General features: G+C 40.6%; 16 protein-coding genes, 1 pseudogene and 1 riboswitch. Of the genes and pseudogenes, 5 read left to right on the top strand and 12 right to left on the bottom strand.

Going from position 1 to position 20,010, the window contains the following annotated elements:
• Positions 1–135 precede the first annotated feature (135 nt).
• From NCCP2331_RS08525 to NCCP2331_RS08500, 6 genes are all read right to left on the bottom strand, one after another.
• Positions 136–288: a hypothetical protein gene (locus NCCP2331_RS08525; RefSeq protein ID WP_194841060.1), complete on the bottom strand. Its 153-nt coding sequence runs from the start codon at positions 286–288 to the stop codon at positions 136–138.
• 128 nt (positions 289–416) lie between these two features.
• Positions 417–1,340: a S66 peptidase family protein gene (locus NCCP2331_RS08520; RefSeq protein WP_251670001.1), complete on the bottom strand. Its 924-nt coding sequence runs from the start codon at positions 1,338–1,340 to the stop codon at positions 417–419.
• A 522-nt stretch (positions 1,341–1,862) separates the two neighbouring features.
• Positions 1,863–3,092, bottom strand: coding sequence for a YHYH domain-containing protein (locus NCCP2331_RS08515; RefSeq protein WP_251669999.1), 1,230 nt, complete (start codon positions 3,090–3,092; stop codon positions 1,863–1,865).
• 693 nt (positions 3,093–3,785) lie between these two features.
• A complete protein-coding gene (locus NCCP2331_RS08510) occupies positions 3,786–4,094 on the bottom strand; it encodes a hypothetical protein (RefSeq protein ID WP_194841059.1) in 309 nt (102 codons plus the stop codon).
• An 89-nt stretch (positions 4,095–4,183) separates the two neighbouring features.
• Positions 4,184–4,582: a hypothetical protein gene (locus tag NCCP2331_RS08505; RefSeq protein ID WP_251669997.1), complete on the bottom strand. Its 399-nt coding sequence runs from the start codon at positions 4,580–4,582 to the stop codon at positions 4,184–4,186.
• 54 nt (positions 4,583–4,636) lie between these two features.
• On the bottom strand, positions 4,637–5,071 hold the full coding sequence (locus NCCP2331_RS08500; RefSeq protein WP_251669995.1) for a hypothetical protein: 435 nt from the start codon (positions 5,069–5,071) through the stop codon (positions 4,637–4,639).
• Positions 5,072–5,187: 116 nt separating this feature from the next.
• Positions 5,188–5,286: riboswitch (SAM riboswitch) on the bottom strand.
• Positions 5,287–5,590: 304 nt separating this feature from the next.
• Here NCCP2331_RS08500 and NCCP2331_RS08495 point away from each other — a divergent pair.
• On the top strand, positions 5,591–7,324 hold the full coding sequence (locus NCCP2331_RS08495; RefSeq protein ID WP_251669993.1) for a GIY-YIG nuclease family protein: 1,734 nt from the start codon (positions 5,591–5,593) through the stop codon (positions 7,322–7,324).
• 130 nt (positions 7,325–7,454) lie between these two features.
• Positions 7,455–7,871 carry a (deoxy)nucleoside triphosphate pyrophosphohydrolase gene (locus NCCP2331_RS08490; protein ID WP_153721098.1) on the top strand — a complete coding sequence of 139 codons (417 nt, stop codon included), beginning with the start codon at positions 7,455–7,457 and terminating at the stop codon, positions 7,869–7,871.
• A 5-nt stretch (positions 7,872–7,876) separates the two neighbouring features.
• Here the strand turns inward: NCCP2331_RS08490 and NCCP2331_RS08485 are convergent, their stop codons facing one another.
• The 5 genes and pseudogenes from NCCP2331_RS08485 to NCCP2331_RS08465 form a co-directional block, all read right to left on the bottom strand.
• Positions 7,877–10,687, bottom strand: coding sequence for a DEAD/DEAH box helicase (locus NCCP2331_RS08485; RefSeq protein WP_251669991.1), 2,811 nt, complete (start codon positions 10,685–10,687; stop codon positions 7,877–7,879).
• Positions 10,688–11,023: 336 nt separating this feature from the next.
• Positions 11,024–12,202, bottom strand: a complete 1,179-nt coding sequence (locus NCCP2331_RS08480; protein WP_251669989.1) for an NAD(P)/FAD-dependent oxidoreductase — start codon at positions 12,200–12,202, stop codon at positions 11,024–11,026.
• A gap of 107 nt (positions 12,203–12,309) precedes the next feature.
• Positions 12,310–13,500, bottom strand: coding sequence for an NAD(P)/FAD-dependent oxidoreductase (locus NCCP2331_RS08475; protein WP_251669987.1), 1,191 nt, complete (start codon positions 13,498–13,500; stop codon positions 12,310–12,312).
• 97 nt (positions 13,501–13,597) lie between these two features.
• A pseudogene (locus NCCP2331_RS08470) lies at positions 13,598–13,891 on the bottom strand ((2Fe-2S)-binding protein); the annotation flags it as partial.
• Entirely contained in the window at positions 13,891–14,157 is a 267-nt protein-coding gene (locus NCCP2331_RS08465) for a (2Fe-2S)-binding protein (protein ID WP_251669985.1), read from the bottom strand. The pseudogene NCCP2331_RS08470 and the gene NCCP2331_RS08465, both read right to left, overlap by 1 nt.
• Before the next feature lie 818 nt (positions 14,158–14,975).
• Here NCCP2331_RS08465 and NCCP2331_RS08460 point away from each other — a divergent pair.
• Genes NCCP2331_RS08460 through NCCP2331_RS08450 form a run of 3 tightly spaced genes read left to right on the top strand, consistent with a single transcriptional unit; the run spans position 14,976 to position 17,651 of the window.
• Positions 14,976–16,112, top strand: coding sequence for a betaine/proline/choline family ABC transporter ATP-binding protein (locus tag NCCP2331_RS08460; RefSeq protein WP_251669983.1), 1,137 nt, complete (start codon positions 14,976–14,978; stop codon positions 16,110–16,112).
• Positions 16,105–16,758, top strand: coding sequence for an ABC transporter permease (locus NCCP2331_RS08455; protein WP_153721090.1), 654 nt, complete (start codon positions 16,105–16,107; stop codon positions 16,756–16,758). Before NCCP2331_RS08460 ends, NCCP2331_RS08455 begins: the two co-directional genes overlap by 8 nt.
• A complete protein-coding gene (locus NCCP2331_RS08450; RefSeq protein WP_251669981.1) occupies positions 16,755–17,651 on the top strand; it encodes a glycine betaine ABC transporter substrate-binding protein in 897 nt (298 codons plus the stop codon). The genes NCCP2331_RS08455 and NCCP2331_RS08450 overlap by 4 nt, the downstream gene beginning before the upstream one ends.
• Positions 17,652–17,828: 177 nt before the next feature.
• On the opposite strand, the gene NCCP2331_RS08445 is transcribed toward NCCP2331_RS08450, so the two are convergent.
• Positions 17,829–19,934: a transglycosylase domain-containing protein gene (locus NCCP2331_RS08445; protein ID WP_251669979.1), complete on the bottom strand. Its 2,106-nt coding sequence runs from the start codon at positions 19,932–19,934 to the stop codon at positions 17,829–17,831.
• Positions 19,935–20,010 lie beyond the last annotated feature (76 nt).

Raw genomic sequence — 20,010 nt, 5'->3', positions numbered from 1 at the left:
ACTGTGAACTCATAAAAAAACGTCAAATCCTTGAGGTATCAAGGATCTAACGTCTTCTAAAGACATTACTTTTCTATTAAATGGAAACTAAGGGAGCCGTATCACGCCAAAAGACGTCGCTGCCTCAGAGTCATCTTATTTTTCCTCTGCTTGTTTTTGCTTTTTCTTCAAATATTCCGCTCGTATTTTTTCCAGATGCTGCTTTTTATCAAATTGGGCAGGCTTATTTTTTTCGTGATACTTTGCCACAGACGCCTGACCTTTGCTGTCTAATTGATATTTACCCATTTCATTCACCTACTATTCTTGTCGTCTTTGAAGACAATCTATTCATCAAATACCTGATCTTACGGAAGCAGAGATTCTACATTTATTAGTATACCCCCAAACCGTGCATATATCAGTAAATTTTTCGACTATACTTTTACCACCGGCTCCATCACTGTTAACTTTCGATTCACCGTATCCATATTCACGCTGGCTCCAATAGGTATCGCGGCTTTATAGTAGTCATGCGCAGTGGCCAGGTTGGTCAATAAAGGTTTTCCCAGCGGAACTAGAAATTCATTGATCAAATCCACATAGCTTTTTCCGTAGGCCGTTTCACAGTTCGTACATTGTCCCATAATGATTCCTGCACAATCTTCAAATTTCCCTGCCATCGCCAAGTGGGTTAAATATCGATACACTGTATTGACCGGTTCATGTGTTTCTTCCAAAAGAAGAATTCTGCCTTCCGTATTGATTTCATAGGATGTGCCTAAGGTGCCCACGAATGACGTGAGATTTCCACCTACAACCGGCCCTGTGACATTTCCGGGAACCGCCCCGATAAGCGGCACTTCAGGCGGGTTGATAATTTGCCACGGCGCAGTGACTGACGATGTCGCAGCAAAGAATTGATTGAAATTATATGCAGGAGTTCTCGAATTAAAGTCCAGCAATAACAAACTTTGAAAACTGATGAGGTCCGCATATTCAAACAGCACATTTAATAAAATTGTAATGTCACTGTAACCCGAAACAATTTTAGGATTTTGTTTAATGACGGTAAAATCTAGGAATGGTAAAATACTTGCCACCCCGACTCCGCCCCGCGCAGGTAAAATCAACTTCACTTCCGGATTTGTAAACATCTTCATTAAATCCGAAGCTCTTTGCCGTGGAGTTGCCGCAAGAAAGCCATTCGCAGAATACACATGTTCCCCCACGACCACTTTATATCCCATACTTTGCAGCATCCGGATCCCTTCCGTAATGCGATTAGCCGCCAACGGACTGCCTAGTGTTACAATCCCTATCGTGTCGCCCCTTTGCAGTTGCTGCGGTTTTACAGCCATGAACCTGATAGCCCCTCTCCTTGTGTAAGTGGCACAAACATATTCTTATTTATCAGCATATGTTTGGGTATCCCTTTTGGAGACTGACTGACGCACAAGTTACCAGGTTTGCAAACATATTTAGAAGGATGCTATTTGCGATTCTAATATGAAGTTTGCGCAGATCATTGACCTCGGCAATATGCTGAAGATGATGAAAAAGTTGAACTGACCCGTCTATCAACTGATAGATAAAAATCACTAGACAGAAGAAAGACACCTTTTCTCCGCTAAGATAGCAGGAGTGAGGTGTCTTGCTTACACGTTTTCTACATCCAAACAATTTAAGGAATAACGTAAAAGAGTGCCAGGTTGTCTGTCTTTTATCTAACTAATTCCTGGCACTCTAATATTTTCTTCTTCAACCTAGCATTCTTGTCAATCGTAATATCCCCTGAACGCTTAACTGCCATACTTATGATGATTGTTCGACTTAAGTGTTTAGATTACTGCCTTAACCAAAGCAGCATACTGAAAATCAAGTTAACCCTTTTTCACTCTTCGCTGTCGTAGGAAAAAACCTCCTGCAGCTAATCCTCCTACTGGTAAGGCAACACCTGCGACAGTTTTTATTTTCTGCTGCTTCTCCTGATTCTTCAATTCCTGTCCCTCATAAAATAGTGAATCATATAATGCGACAGCTTCCTCATTAACTGTAAATTCATCCGGAATCATATATGTTGAATTTTCGTAGCCATGATCAAAGGCTGTATCTTTAATTTCACTAGCAACTAGATTGGAGTCAAAACCTTCCTTATGCCATTCCCTAAGTTGGTCATTGTCGTTTTTATACGATTCCTGATATTTCAGCTGAATGAAAGCAAGATTGTACCCCTCCAACATGACTTCTTCTTTTCTTTTTGATTTCCCCTCTTCGTACCCTTTTTTATACGAGTCAGTAAATCTACTATCGATAGAATTAATAGACAGTGAATTTAGGGCATAGCCGTCCTTGATACCTAATTTCCCATGTTTTAGGTTTTCTTCTGCTATCCGCTTGTCATAAGCTGTCTTATAATGTTTCTCGAAATTCTTTCTGACTGCTTCTTCTTTTGTAAATTCAGACGGAATGTCTAAATCCGCAAGAGAATATCCTAATTTAAAGCCGGCTTGCTCAGAGTGAAGTAGAATTTTTTCCTGTTTATATGATTTATCAAAAGCTATCTTATAGGCAGAATTCCAGTCGGCAGACTTGGCTGTATTATTGGAAACTTCTTGATTCTCTCCTTTGAGAAACGCGTTTTTTCCGTCGATTAGACCGCTGCTTGTTCCAGCTTCAGAATCCTCTTGTTTAATTTTTTCTATCCCTTCTTTATAGCTCGCTTCATAGCCTGCTGCATATCCCTTTTTATATCCTTCATTCCCTGTATCTGTTGCGGAATTTTTAGTATTCCTACTATAACCGTCATCATAACCCCGTGCCTTACCTTTTGATTTCCCTTCATCGACATCCGCTTGTGTATAGGTTGGTTTAGGTTTAGGTTGAGGTTGAGAGGTGTTTACATTTCTTGTGGTTTTATTTGCTGAATTGGTACTGGATCCTCCACCATTATGGTAATGATATTCACCTGTCTTCAATCCCCACTTTGCACAGTTTGTTCTGCACGTATGCCCCCCGTTGCTGTCCGTTCTACCTGGATGAGCTGAAGTTTTCTCAGTGAAAATAAGCGAGGAAATCAAAATAATACTTAATGTAATTACTAATTTTTTCATAACTTTACTCCTTAATAAAATATATTAATAATGAAATACTTCGAATACTTTTAACACCAACAGTAAAAATATCTATAAATAAATTATTTTTCTGTTTAATAGTCATGTTATTCAATTCGCATACTATTTAACTAACAACTAAAACTCAGCAAGATTACGAAAAATAATCACTCTATATTTACTAAATAATCAAATTTTCAACTCCATTTCAAAATATAATCATAGTACCGTCATTATACCAATATATTCTATTTTTATATACCTAAATACACAAATAAACCTTTTATATTTAAAATTCTTATTGTAAAAGTCAAATATTTCTCACTTGGCCTAGGAAGAGATTAGTAAAGGACTTAATAATTAGATCAACATTGGACGCAAAGTAAATAATGCTATCAGATACCGATAATTGATTTGCAATACTACATCCAACAGAGAGCTGCTATTTAGCCAAAATTTTACCCAATAAAAAAACTCCCCAACCTTTGGAGAGTCATGTCATTATAAATAGTAAGAGAACAGTAATTGTCCGTAGATTTAAAGTCGCCTACCATAAATTGTTAACGCGTACGTACCGACATTTTAACGACTACTTAAGAATTGATTACACTAAAAGAATAATTTAATCATTATTGCGCTCTTTAACATGAAAACACCTGCAATACAGATAATATAAAAGCCGGCACTCAATCCTTACAAAAAACCATCTTCAGGTTCGCCCACTTCAAACCCTACTGCTTTTGTAGCTTCCAATTTGAATTTCTCCATCCAATCACTCCACTCGTCATCGCCCATCCGCGCATAAAATGATAATCCGCTCGGTTCCACAGAAGCCCATATAAATATATTGTCCTCTTCTCGCCCGAACCAATAGGGAATTCCATCTTTAAAACCTAGCCAGCCGGGCATGCTTTTGTATACACCAGTCACATTACCCCACAATTCCTCAGGCAATGAGTACCAAATATTTAAATTGCAATTTTGCGGCTGCACTTCACTCATCTATTTTCCTCCCTCTTTATTAAAACCATGATTTAACGGATCTAATCATTCTTCATACACTTTTGTCCATCAGTATTTCTGACGAGCTGCTAATAGTATTCAGATCGCAGCCAAAAGGTTGCCTGCTCCTCGTGTATCGTGCAGGAAAACCATTCAACATTGTTTTTGAAGAAAATCAGGTCCTCAGGCAGTTGCGGAGCTACCCAGTCATAGAGTGAATTCGCCGACTTGATCAGAAGTTTCAATGTATCCGGAGTTGACTCGATTACATATACCGTGGCTGCCGGACCTTTCGTGATGGTCTGTGCAAACGTCTTTGTTTTATAACTGCTCTTTATGTATGGTGCAAAATAATCGAGAAGCGACCAGTCGTATGTCAGCTCATTTCGGGTAATGAAATAAAATTCATCTGAATGCACGCAAAGTACCTTCATCAAATTTTCATATACCACGCCGGTCGGATTCCCGTCAATTTCCCAGTAATCCATACTGCACTCTCCTTTATTATAGAATAAGCACTCATTCAGGCAGTATCTTAATTTTCAGTCCAAATACATTTCCAATTCAACTTGTACTACAGGCGAAGTAAACCCTTCCGGCACTAAGTCTGCCTCTTCCGTAAAACTGATGTCAACACCCGCAAGCTTGTAGGACGGCATTGTTTCAATCTGCTCCGGCCCATCAATGATCCTGCCCGCAAAATGATAAAAGACTATATAATGATGCGTACCGTCTCCGCTCCTGCCAAACGCTGAAACTTCCCCTTCTTTGTGCGGATCAATTCCGAGAAAACGAAAGAAATCGCGGATTTCTGCAGGGAATTGCTCACATGCCTGAACATAATGCAGACAATCTTCACAGCTGCAGTCCTGTGTAAGAAGAGGGTGGCCTGCATAGAATTCCCTAGTTCGTTCTCTATCCGTTTCTATAGTCCAAGCACCGAATTCCAATCGTTTCATGTAATCGCCCTGTTTCATAACATCCCTCCCGGTCATTTCGTCGCTGTCAGCATCTCAATATATCACGTAAACATGTCCGCGATGTTATGTGAGTTACTGCCCTCTCCATCATCTGGTTCTGCATGCATAATTTCTTCTCATCGTTCAGGTACACCTGTTGAATGTGGTACCTTATCTATCCGGCAGGTGCTGAGACTTCATCGGGCCACCCCCTCTGTCTCTCTCAATAAGAAAAGAACGTCTGCTCAATTGCGAATAAATATAAGGCAAGATAGTTTTCATGTCAACCAACGGGATTATCTGTTTTAGCCTTACTGATCTAACCCAAAGTAATGCAAATGTCCTTTAAAAAGTGATCACTACTAAATGAATCTATCAATTATTCAGCTAATAATAACAAAAATACAAAATAATCGACATGATTTGTCATTTTATTATCAGGAATTAGTTTTAGTAACAATTAAGGGGCAAAAAATACTATAATAGAATTAGTTAAATTGGTTACATATACTCACATTAATGAAAGGAGTTTTAATATTGTCCAAAAATAAAATGAAACAACCGCCTCTAGAACTAACTGCAAAAAAGAACAAGGAAGAATATAATCAGTTATCTTGGTTCATGAAAACTTGGAGTTGGCTCTTGATTTTATTCTCGCTTCTAGCCTTTTTCATTCCTCATGCAATCCTTTTAACAGGTCCAATAATCGGCTGGAAATTGCGAAAGGCCATTAAGCAGAATAACAAGCTCTTTATCAAGTATGAGGAAATCGCCAAAATAGTTGACGATAGAATTCTCAAGCTTGACGCCTTAGATGCTGACATAGAGATTACCGAACAAAAAATTACAAGTCATAAAGAAGAATTAGCTGCTATTCAGGAAGATATTATTAATAACAAAGAGATATTCGGAAAACTAAAGACAGAATTCAAAAATGATGTCCGAGAAGAAATGAAAGAACAGATTAGCGAGGCAACAAACGAAGCAGCGAAAATAAGAGAAACTGCTACCAACGATGCTGCGAATGTCCTGATAGATGTTCAAAAGTACATTGAAGAACGAGATCAACTGCTAATCGACAATGAAAAAGCAGAAAAGCAGTTAAAAACTAATACGAATAAAATTCTAAAAGCTAAAGCTGAAATATTAGGAATCAAAACACTTACTGAAAATTTTCCTAATGCCTTAAATTACTCTAAGTTAGAAAAAGAAGTACGGAATGTTAGTCAATTTTTCGATGAGGAGAGCATGCTTCGAAACCTTATTGAACTCGATTGTCATTACAAAAACTCTAAAGAGTTACGTAAAGAAATGAATAGGAATAAGCGTGAGTTGAAAAAGGTTTTAGATACATATGTGGATCGCTACACTACGAAAGCGAATAAAACTATATATCAACTAATGGTTATTGGTTTGCAAGCAGAACTACAGAACATCTTATATACTCTTACGTATTCGAAACTTGAAGAGGCTCAAGAAAATGTGCGTGATCTAGTTAGGAGATATCTGGCAATTTGTGCGGATGGAAATAATTCCATTCTCCCCACAATTACTCGTTTCTTATCGGAAATCGAGCCTATATTCTTAGAGGCCATTGAAATCGAACATCATTACTATGCCAAACGTGAGCTTGAAAAAGAAGAGCAGCAAGCAATACGAGAACAGATGAGACAAGATGCTGCAGAGAAGAAGGCTTTGAAAGAACAGCAGAAGAAGCTTGAACAAGAAGAAGAAAAATTCATGGTAGAAATGCAACGAAACATGGAGCTTCTTTTATCCGAAACAGATACAGACAAGATATCCGTATTGGAAGCGCGAGTTCGTGAATTGGAAGAGCAGCAGAATGAGCTTGAATTGAAGAAAGAGGAAATCACCCGACTTGCGAACGGTAAAGCAGGTTATGTCTATGTTATTTCCAATCTTGGCTCCTTCGGTGATCAAATGTTTAAAGTTGGGATGACAAGACGACTAAATCCTCAAGAACGAGTAGATGAACTAGGAAGCGCTTCTGTCCCATTCAAATTTGATGTCCATGCTATGGTGTTCAGTAACGATGCAGTAGGACTGGAAAATCAGCTGCATCAAACACTTCATCAGCAGAGGGTTAATAAAGTAAACTTGCGCAAAGAGTTCTTCAACACTACGATTGAAAAATTACAAGAAATTGTAGAAGAGATTGATCCAACAGTTGAATTCAAGACGACATTACTTGCCCAAGAATATTTTAAAAGTAAAGAATTGAAAGAAGAAAAGTTGTCGAATGTCGGATAATCAAAAAACATGTGTATTCGTTACGAAGGATGGACTTCAGAAAAAATATTTTGCACCACATATTCTTCTCGCGTAAACGAACTCTACAGTATGGTATCATTATCTTAAAAGTAATTTTCAGGAGGCCTGTATGAAAAAAGTAATTAAAGTGGTCGCTGCCATCATTGAAAACGACGAGAAGGAAATCCTCTGTGCGCTGCGTTCACCCGCCATGTCGATCCCGAATCGCTGGGAATTTCCGGGTGGTAAAGTGGAAAAGGATGAAGATCTCTATACTGCTTTGAAGAGAGAAATTACCGAGGAAATGAATTGTACGATTGAAATCACAGAGGGTATCTTCAACGACAATACACATGAATACGATACATTCATGATTAATTTGATCTCCATCAAATGCCGTATTGCCGAAGGAACGCCAACAGTCAGTGAACATTCAAAAGTAATCTGGCTGAAGCGCGAGAATTTGGAATCGCTCCAATGGGCCCCTGCCGATATCCCTGCGGTTCAGCAGCTGATCGAAGAAAAAGGTGTAGTCTTCTCACATTGAGAAAACTACACCTTTTTTGTAAATTCCGTATAAAGATTCGCCGGCAATTTATTCTGCAATTTCAATTGAACAGTAATCGGTTTCTCTCCCGAAGCCTCGATAGTATCTCCCTTGCCGATATAAATAAAAGGCTCATTCTTGCCATCAATTTGCCGATACTTCCTCACAAACAAATGCAAATGAATGCCGTTTCGCTGGTTGAAAATGATATTCTGTCCTCTTTCTGAATGCTGGGAGGTACTATTTGGCGTCTGCCACTGGAAATACTGCTCATCCATGAACTTATCATGATAATTGATACTTTCTTTAATATCTTCTTCTTTATGAAGATCGATAAACAAGAAATAATCATTTCCACTCGCAAGCAGCCCTGAGCCCCTGAACGAGCTGTGAATTTTTCGGTAGTTCGACATAAGAGCGGCATCGATCATTTGGTATTGTTCGTACAGTTTAAAATGTGGCACACCGTAATTTGTCGTACCGAATTCCTTCTCATAGCGATGAATTCCATAATGGATTACATCCTCAATGAACCTCCGAAACTCCCTTTTCATCAATATCTGATTATAAAGTGGAGATTTCATCAGCCTTTCACCCTGCTGGAAAACAAGCTTCGGCTTCTTTAACTGCACACTGTCATAATAATCCTGGTCCAGCGTTTCAAACGCATGCCGTACGCTATCCTCATCGACATCTTCAACCAGCTTGAGAATTTGCTGCTTGGCCATATCTAAATCGATCTCTTCATAATCCAATAAGTAGCGCAAGATCACGAATTCATACACTCTTTTTAACGGCAGCTTGCTCGACAGCTCTTTTAGAATCCCTTCAAATGCTTCATCAAATAAAAGACTCTTTAGCCCTTCGTTCTTTTCCACTTTCGCCACAAACTGCAAATACGTTTTTTCTTTCCAAATAAATTTGACCGGATCGGGCGCGCCATCAAATTTTAAGTAATCCATTAAATAAAGCGGCGTTCGCCCTTGGTTTAGTTTTTTAAATTCGTGATATTCCTCTTTTAGGTACTTCTGCGAGTTGAAATTTTCTTGATCAATCTGAGACAATATGCGATCTCTTGAAATTCTGTCCATTTGAATATGTGTGCAGCCTGGAATATTGGCAAAGTTGGTGGCAATGGCGACTTTCAGACTTTCCTTATCGTAATAGCGGCTACCATTCAAGGCCATCGCAATCAGAAACGTCTTATTATGATTGCCAATGAAATCAAGAACTGTGAGAAACGTCTTCCCTTCATGCTTCCGCAACCCCCTTCCCAATTGCTGAATAAATACAATCGGGGAATTGGTTGGCCGCAGCATCAATACCAAGTTGACAGAAGGAATATCCACACCTTCATTGAAAATATCAACTGTGAAAATAAACTCTAATTCGTCTTGATCGTCTTCCAGTCTCATCATAAAGTGTTCACGCCGCTCAGGAGAGTGGTCTCCGTAAAGGAATACACTTGGAAAACCTCTCTTATTAAACTCATCGGCCATATAGCGGGCATGCTCAATACTGACACAAAATCCAAGACCTTTTCGTTTCCCTCCATCATGCCCATAAAAAAGGAACTTCTCTACAATAAAATCAACGCGTTCATTCACCTTCAGCTTTTTCGTCACTTCTTGAATGTCGTCGATATCGATAGCGCTCAAATCGATACTCTCAATATCCGTGATGCCGAAATAGTGAAAAGGAATAACCAATTCGTCCTCCAGCGCTTCATGAAGACGGACTTCGAGGGCGACATTATTATCGAATAATTCAAAAATGCTATTGCCATCCGTCCGCTCTGGCGTTGCAGTCATACCAAGAGTGAATGCGGGCGTGAAATATTCAAGAACGTCCTGGTAGGTTGGACTTGTTGCATGATGGGCCTCATCAATGATCAGATAGTCGAATTCGTCTTGATCAAACTCATGAAAACACTTGGAGATCGTTTGAATTGTAGCAAAAACATAGTCAACATCTTTTTGCTTATGATTCCCTGTCAGCAAACCAAACCTTAGATTCTCATTCGGTAGCAGCAGTTCGAATGTCTCCTTCGCTTTACGCAAAATATCCTCCCGATGCACAATAAACAGCAGTTTCTTTGGCTTTAATTTTTTCACATCGAACGCCGACATATACGTTTTACCCGTTCCGGTCGCTGCAATGACGAGTGCCTTCTTCTCTCCTAAGCTTCGAAGTCGCTTCAGATTCTCCGTCGCTCTTTTTTGCATTTGATTCTGTATAATATATTGACCATTTTCATAAATTTTCATTCGGGATACATTAGTTCCCTTGAAATTCCCCAAAAACTCTTCATATCTAGCGATAAAGTCTTCATCAGCAATCACGCTCAAATCCCAAAGGCGATTGAACTCACTTAGAACATCCTGAATGAACTGGCCTTCTTCTTTGGCGATGATTTCTACATTCCATTCAATATTGCTTTTAAGAGCACTTTGCGTAATATTCGATGACCCGATAATCACCTTATACCAATCTTTATATTCGAAAATATACGCTTTCGTATGAAAACCGACTTCACGGTCCGTTACAAATACTTTTAAATCAACATTCGGAAATTGTCGAAGCTTGTCCAGCGCCTTCGCTTCGGTAAAATTCAAATAAGTCGATGTAATGATCTTTCCGGCGGCTCCTCGTCTCTCCGCTTCCTTGATAGGATCCAACAATAGCTGGAGTCCACTAAAATTTATAAACGCCACACTAAAATAAAATCGCTCACAATCTTCAAGTGAAGAAACTAGTTCATTCAATAAATTCTCGATTCCCGAATTGACAATCAGGCGTTTCTCCATAGCTTCCATTCTACTACCTCAGTCCGCTTATTTTTTCAGTTAAGTGGATCTTACTATACTCTTTCAGAATAGTAAACAGATGGTAGAATTGACTGTAGTCGCGGTGCAATTCAACGTATTAATCTTTAACGCTCTTCAGCTCATTAAGTAATGGTTTATCCAAATTGAGCAGCCGATCCTGTTCATTACGAGCAGACGGGGGTGTTCATTCTTCCTAAATATCCGCTTCTAACGCCTCTCCAGGCAAGCAAACAGAATATACTTTTTGTATGCTATTAGTGAAAGGTACCAGGTCCTAGTTGTATGTGGACCTGATACCCGCCTTGTGATCATTCCATCGTTATATTATGAAACAGGCACTTTAGTAAAACGATCAAATCGCAATGGATCTGTTGGAACAATCGTATCAGATACACCGCGAATTAACTCTTCAATTAACTTCCCGGTAACTGCCGCTAAACTTATTCCATCGCCCTCATGCCCAGCTGCTATGAAAAATCCAGGTATGCTGTCAACTTCTGATACGATTGGCAGATGGTCAGCCGTCCATGGCCTGAAGCCCGTATACGTACGGATCATCGTAAAATCATTCATTTTCGGATAAAAACGCATGGCTCTTTTTGCCATGGTTTGAACCACATTGATATCAATTTTTCCGTTATACCCAACAAATTCACGGCTGCTGCCCAGCAAGAAATTCTGGCTTTCCGTTGGTTCAAGTACCAGCGCTACACCATGCTTCTCTGTTACTGGATCTACAATCCGGTCACGTCCGAATTTATTCATTAAATAACCAAATTCCATGACATTCCGCATCATGACCGGCTTTTGTCTGGCCCCAACGATAATATGACCTTTTCTTGGTATGATTGGGATATCAAGATCAAGCATGTTACCGATAAATGGTGCCCATACGCCCGCAGCATTGACGACTTTTTTCGCCGTAAATTGGCCATTTGTCGTTTCAATTGTAAAATCATCTTTTTTTGTAATCGAAGTAACTTCTGACTGTGTATACACTTTAAGTCCATATTGCTTCGCCTTATCAATGAGCGAATAACAAAATAGATAAGGGTTTATGAGCGAGTCTGTTCTGCACTCTAATCCTCCGGGAATATCATCCGCGAAATAAGGAGACTCCGCTCGGAGATCTGCCCGGTCCAGCAATTTGAAATCCAAACCGGCGGCATTTTGTATGTCTACCCAATTTTTTGCTGCTTCCAGTTCTGTATCATTCTCGCAAACAAGCAGGCTGCCGAGTGCACGATATTCAAATCCTAATTCTAGCTTGTCACTCAAGCCTACCGTGAGTTCCTGACTTTTCAAAGACATCAGACTATCAAATCCTGGGTCCTTATCCACGATTGTCACGTTGCCATCACAGCGGGATGATGTGCCGCTCGCAATATCATCTTTTTCAATTAGCACACAATCGATGCCTGATTTTGCAACATAATAAGCAATGGCACAACCGACAATCCCTCCGCCAATAATGACGACTTCCGTATGATTTTTATTTGTCATTCTAAGATCCTCCTTTGACATGCAAGGTTATTTATATCTCTTGGGTAAAATTTTCATGAATTATCTATTATACAAACAGTATTGAAAAGAGATCTTACGCAGAAAGTTTATTGGGCTTTTTCATACGTTTGAAATGATCTATGGATTCTCTCCCGGCCTTCCACAATATCAGGATGGAATTGAATGGATGCTGAATCACGTGTAGATTTTACATCTTTCATTGCTTGCTGTATTTTATCGTTATTCTTCGCAATAGAGTACCCCGCAAGCGTTCCTTGTGCGCGGGCGACTTTTGCACTTTCGATGCCTGTAATGTTTCCAGCAACGTATAATCCATTCAGAGGTGTTTCCATTTGTTCATTATGAATCGGAATATGGCCACCCAATTCTTCGACGTACTGGAATGGACAACCGATAACAGAAGCAAGTTCTGCAAGTGGGTAAAGCCCTCCTGCTATACAAACGAAATCGACGTCAATTATTTTTTCGCTGCCTGCAATTATTTCTCCGTCAGAAGTAATATCGCACATTGTCACAGATTCCACTTTTTCTGTACCATTTATTTGAACGATGGCTTTACGAATATGGATGGGCATGCCCCACATTTTCACGCCGCTCTTAGGATAGAAATTGACAGCGATATTACGCACCCAGGCAGATTTCGCAAACTTACTTCCAAAACGAAGGAAAGCAGAAGGCGCCAAATGTGCAATGCGTACCAATCCATCCATGACATGTCTAGGGTTGGCATGATTTTTCGTGACTGGATTGGAAATCGGCAAAGCCATACTATGCAGTTCAATGCCAGCAATTTGAAGTTCACGAGCGATTGCCGCAGACAAGACGTTGACGCCAACGACTACCCCTTTATTCCCAACACGAACGCGGTGTACATTTGTCATGACTTGTGCTGCACCAATCGACATCACACCGGGAAGTGTCCAGCCTGGGATGGGGACAGCTGTTTCTGCTGCGCCTGTCGCAATGAGTAAATTCGTCGTATCAAGAACGCCTATATTTGTATGTATCATATAGCCGTGTTCCGTTTTTTCGATATGGTGGGCAGAAACGCCACATGTAATTTCTGTGTGTAGTTTTTCTGCTTGATCCAATAACATTTGTGTTTCTTTAATTCCATTCCACCATTCGCCATTTGGTTCTTGGTGAAGCTGTCCTAGTAATCTACCGCCTGGCTTCGGAAATTCATCGATGACCAGGACCTGTAAATCTGATTCGCGGCATGCAATGGCGGCTGATAAACCAGCGGGGCCCGCACCAATTATGACGACATCATACATGTGGAACACCAACCTTTTTGCCTTTGTTCTTTTGTTCAAATTCCGCATATGTACGCGGCCATTCCTCTGGCGCAGATTCAAATGGAGCGGCTTGCAGTTTTCCGCTTTCAACTGTCATATTTTCTTCGACTGATGTCATGCATGCCCGAACACCTTGTGCTTGATTGACCGTTACTCGACATTCAAAGCAATGGCCAATATTACAGTAAATAGCCCGTGGTGCCCCAGTTTCTTCATGAACGCGCAGTTGTCTGATACCATTTGCAAGAAGTGCCGATGCAATGGTATCCCCTTCAAAACCTTGATATGAAACACCATCAAAAGTAAAAGTAACTGTTTTTTGGTTTTCTAATTTCCCAAGAACAGGATGATCTAGTATACGGTTCGTCATCATCTCATTTCACCTCCTAAAATAGCTAGTGATACAGGTCTGACGGGTGGCTGGACTTTCATAGGAATGTCATGCCCTGCTTTCTCTCCTGTAACCGCTTCCAATACAGCGTCAACTGCTGGCCTGCACGTACGCCCGCCACAGTACCCCATACCAGCCCTTGTTCGTAACTTCACTTCACGGGCCGAGCAGTTATACGTAATTGCCGTATTTTGAATGTCCTGTAAAGAAACTTCTTCACATCGGCAGATAATTGTTTGATCCATAGTCGGATTTCCTCCTTTATCCCTCTAATAATAGGTGCCCCCTGCTCCTTGATAGGAGTCATACAACCTGTCGATTAATAACTACTGACTGCATCTCCGACAAATTGCTCTTTCGTTGATTCCAAGATAATCATATGCTTCTGTAAGATTACGCCTAGTAATAATTGCATTGTCTTACCCACATCATACCAACATTGTTAGCAAGCTACAATTTAAATTTCGATAGTTCAAAATAAAATAAGGGAACCTGCACAAGGGTTTCTTCTCATACAAGAGCCCTTACTTATATCATACTTATAATCTCATAGTCGAGACGATGAGAATCCAGCAGCGTATAGACGAGAATTTATTAAATATATTCAAAATATGACTTGAAATTACTTTAGACTCCACAAAAAAAGAACAAATTCTTTCGTGAATGATACACGAAGGATTCGTTCTTTTTAGTTATCTTTTTGATATTATACTCCTTTTCGTTAATTTCGAATCGTTTACGAATCTCATGGATATCTAGTACCTTATTTCTTTATATCATTGCTATTTTTGTCTTACTTTTCAATGTTTAACTAAACGGTATCAAGACCGCATACTACTCTAAATCAACTCATCATTTCTTCCGGTTTGATTGAGGACCGGTACCATGTCTAAACCAATAAAATGAAAATATAATAAATTTTCTTGAATATACATTATTAATATGTTAAATTTAGTATTCTGACGTTTTCTTAATTTATCAAACTATGACGTCTGTTTTCTAATGCGAATTTTAAAATCATCTAAAAATATGCCGTACGTTTAAATACATGCAGGAGGTACTTATGCTAAAATTTGAAAATGTTACAAAAGTGTACGATGGTGGATTTCAAGCTGTGAAATCTGTCAACTTCGAGATTGCAGAAGGTGAATTACTTGTTCTTATAGGACCTAGTGGTTCAGGTAAGTCTACTACCATGAAAATGATTAACCGAATTATCCCGCACACAAGTGGAAAAATTTCTATCAAAGGCAAAGATATCAAATCTTACAACGCCGCTGATCTCCGCAGAAATATCGGTTATGTCATTCAACAAATCGGTCTTTTCCCTCATTATACAATCGAAAAAAACATTTCTATTGTACCTCAACTGAAAAATTGGGATAAAAAAGAAATCAAAACACGTGTACTGGAACTACTTGAATTAGTCGGACTCGATCCAGAAATATATGCTGCACGTTATCCGAAAGAATTATCAGGTGGACAACAACAACGTGTCGGAATTGCGAGAGCGCTTGCAGCGAATCCAGATGTGATTTTAATGGATGAACCATTCAGTGCGCTTGACCCCCTTACACGTGAGCAGCTGCAAGAAGAATTACTTAAGCTGCATAAACAGTTAAAGAAGACCATTGTCTTTGTTACACACGACATGGACGAAGCGTTAAAGATGGGAGATCGGATTGCCATTATGAAAGACGGCAATTTACTTCAGTTGGATACTCCAGAAAAACTACTGCATGAACCCGCTCACGGCTTTGTAGAAGAATTTATGGGTAAGCATCGAATTATTCAAAACCCTGAACTAATGCCCGTTACGGAAATACTGGCAGAGAAGATTGTCACTACCCATTCTAATACTTCGCCAGAACGAGCCATTTCGCTTATACGTCAACGAAAAATAACAGATCTTCTCGTCGTAGATGATCAAAGAAAGCTTCTCGGCATTGTTTCTGCTTACGATTTAATTAAAAAATTAGACGAGCTCAAAACAATTGATGAAGTCACGAAACCGGCAGTACCGTATTTACTTGATACGTCAACAGCGAAAGATGCCATTATCATGATGGACACATCACCGTTCGGCATGATCCCGATTGTCAATGAACATCATATACTCGTAGGACTCGTCAACCGCGGCTCCTTACTCTCTGCAATGTCCAGTCAATGGACAGATAAGGGGGCTGAGCTAGATGAATAATTTAAATATATGGCAACAGCTTGTAGAACAAACAAAACTGCGATGGCCAGAAGTACTCGAAGCGACATCCGTCCATATTCAACTCGTATTCTTCTCGATGATCCTCGCAGTACTCATCGCCGTAACGCTCGGAATTCTCATTACACGCGTTCCTAAACTGAAAACCGGGGTCCTTGGTGCCGCAGGTATTATGCAGACCATCCCTAGTTTAGCTGTACTCGGTTTTATGATCCCCATCTTCGGGATCGGTGTAAAAACAGCCATTGCTGCCTTATTCCTTTATTCTCTGCTGCCCATTATGCGAAATACGTACACGGGGATTAAGGATGTCGATCCGGCCACAATCGAGGCTGCGAGAGGTATGGGTATGACAAGCATGCAAATTTTGTTTAAAGTAGAATTGCCTCTTGCAATCCCTATTATTATGGCGGGAATTCGAACTGCTGCGGTAATTAACGTCGGTAACGCGACACTGGCGGCATTCATCGGAGCAGGCGGACTCGGTGATTTCATTTTCCTCGGGATTACACGCGGGATAGACGGATTGATCTTACTTGGGGCCATTCCAGCGGCGATCCTTGCAATTGCTCTGGAAACATTCTTTAGCGCCGTTGAACGCTGGACGACGCCGGAAGGATTGAAATGAAATTGAAAAACAAACTTAGATTATTATTTGTCACGACCTTACTTGCCGGCATGCTTTCAGGCTGTATATTCAATGAAAAAGATTCACTTAGACTCGGTTCCCGTAATAATACGGAAAGCATTATTTTGTCTCATGTCATGGGACAATTAATCGAGGACCGGTTAGGAATAGATATTATTTATAAAGAAAACCTGGGCGGCTCGTCTGTCGTCTGGAACGCCATGACAAATGACCATATCGATGTCATCCCTGACTATACAGGAACTATTGTGGTCACCTATTATCAGGAAGAACCCGGCACGGCCGAAGAAACATTGGCTGCGACCAAACAACTTGTCGCCGGTGACCATATCACAGCGCTCGGTACGTTCGGCTTCAATAATACGTATACACTGGCTCTTGACGAGGCGAAGGCGGAAGAGCTGGGCCTGGTGACATTCAGTGATTTCGCTGCAGTCTCCAAGGATTTTACCCTGGGCGCCGTATTCGAATTTATTGACCGGCCGGATGGACTGCCCGGTTTTGAAAAGGAATATGACATTGAATTTAATGACGTCAAAGGAATGGATCATGGCATGATGTACCGTGCGATCGGGGCAAATGAAGTAAATGTCATTAACTCTTACACGACAGACGGGCAGCTCGCGATTGCGAACCTGCGCGTGCTCGAAGATGATAAATCGTACTTCCCTCCTTATCACGCACTTCCGCTGGTCCGGGATGAAACCCTGAAGGAATATCCGGAACTTGAAGAAATACTCGGTCTTCTTGAAGGTAAAATTGATGAAGAAACTATGCAAGTCATGAACGGAAAAGTCGACAATGACGGCATTATGGTCGAAATCGTTGCGAAGGAATTCCTGGTGGACAGCGGGTTAATTGAAGAAAAGTGAATGGAAACAGCGCAGCCTCTTGTGTAGACGAGGGTGCGCTGTTTTTTTCGTATCAGGTCTTTTAAACGTGCCTGTGTAAGAAACAAACATGAAAGTTCACTTATTCATGTTTGTTTTAATAATCATGAAAGTTTAAACAAACACAATAGTTTCTTGCACAGGCACCTATTAGTTTTTCTAGTTCCCTATATATTCTTTCCATTTCTGTTTCCAGTTTTCTATTTCATGCTTGATCTCTTTCTTGAACTTTTCTTTCTTTTCTCTTTTTTTCTTTTGTTTCTCTTCTTTTTTCTCTTGTTTACTCTTCTCTTTTTCTTTTATACGTTCCTTTTCACTCAACTTTTTCTTCTGTTTCTTAAGTGCTTCTATATCTTTCCCGATTAATGGCAAATCAAATTTCTTTGTGGGCAGCTCACTCATAGTTCTTGAAAGGACTTGCGCGAAAATGGGGGGCGCCGTGAAACTGCTGGTAGAAGTTAAATAATGTTCCGAATCTGTTTGATCATACCCCAGCCACACTGCACCTGCGATGTCCGGAGTATAGCCGACGAACCAATGATCTTTAGAGCCATCCACACCTGAAAACGGCAGTTGAGTGGTGCCTGTTTTTCCCGCCACTTCCATACCTGAAATTTGAGCTTTCGCAGCCGTACCTTCTTCTACAGCACCTTGCAGCATATAGGTCATTTGCTGAGCAACTTCCGCATCTGTTACCTCCACGGACTGTTCCCGCCACTTCCCAATGACTTTTCCTTCTGAATTTTTTATTGCTGCAATCGCATGTGCATCTACCATCACGCCGTTATTCGCAAACGCAGAAAAAGCTTGAGCCATTCGCAAAGGGGAAGTACCTTTGTCCATTCCTCCCAAGGCCAGACCAAGCGCATGATCGTTTTTTTCCAATGGAATGCCGAACCTTTCCACGGCGCGCACCCCATTTTTTATTCCGATCTGATCTAAAAGCCAGACGGGAGGGATGTTATACGAGTGCGCAAGTGCATCGTACATGGTCACTTGCCCTCTATTTTTCTGATCGAAATTTTTCGGAGAATAGCCGTCAATGTTTATTGGTTCATCTAGAAGCAAATCCGACATGCGATAACCTTTCTCGAGCGCCGGGGTGTAAACGGCCAACGGCTTCAATGCCGAACCCGGCTGCCGGATGAGTTTTGTCGCATTATTAAAGCGGCCATGCGTATATTCTCCTCTGCCCCCAACCAATGCCGAAATCCCGCCTGTCTTAGGATTCAGGAAAACAGAAGCACTTTGAATGAGTTGATCGGGCGTACTTTTAGGAAAATAACGATCATCCTTATACACTGCTTCCAAAGCATCTTGGATGACAGGATTTATTTCTGTATAAATATGTAATCCGCCAGACAGCACTTCATTTTTTGTAAGATGGTACGTATTGACCGCCTCGTCAATTACACGGTCAATATAATAAGGATATTTCCCTTTATACTTCGGTACCGTCGAATCAGCAAGCACGATTTTTTGTCCGACCGCATCATCGTACTCTTCGCGAGTAATATACTGTTCACGCAACATCAATGATAAAACAAGATTACGCCGATTCAATGACTTCTCCATGTTTTTTGTAGGGGATAAATGCGTAGGTGCTTTAATGACGCCCGCTAATGTCGCAGATTCACTTAACGTCAACTTGTTGATGTCCTTGCCAAAATAATTCTGCGCTGCACGTTGAACACCCCACGACCCGTCACCGAAATAAATCTGATTGAGGTAGCGTTCCATAATCTCATCTTTCGAATACGTCCGCTCAATCTTCTTTGCCAGGATCAATTCTTTGAACTTGCGGGAGTACGTACGGTCTTCCGTTAAAAATACATTTTTCGCAAGCTGCTGCGTAATCGTACTGCCCCCTGCGACAATTTTCCCCTTGAACGCATTTTGAATCAGAGCGCGTCCCATCCTCAAATAATTCACGCCGTGATGTTTGTAAAAGCGTTGGTCTTCTACGGAGACAACTGCATCAATCAACGTTTGAGGAATCTGGTCGATCGACACACCTTCAATATTCGAATTTGAAATCTTACTGATGATTTCTCCGTCCGGGGCGTAAATAAATGTCGAGCGCGGCGCGGGTTCTTCGAGTTTGCTTACGTCGCTGAATGTTATGAAGATATTTAGTATGAGCAGTCCGCAAAGAACCGCCAGCAGTAGACCGATGAATATAAAACGGGTCATCTTTTTCATCAGGCTGCTTTTCTGTTTTGGAGATTTTTTATGTTGTTGTTCTTTATATTCGGATCTTTTCATATAGAGTTCACCTGCTTTTTTGCTGCGGAGTTTTTGGATGAGTATAGCACAGTATTGACGATGGGGGTGTTTGAAG

This window comes from Sporosarcina sp. NCCP-2331 (assembly GCF_023707945.1).
Classification (GTDB): domain Bacteria; phylum Bacillota; class Bacilli; order Bacillales_A; family Planococcaceae; genus Sporosarcina; species Sporosarcina cascadiensis.
The sequence above is the reverse complement of the archived record's forward strand: the minus strand, read 5'-3'. Positions and strand labels throughout refer to the sequence as shown.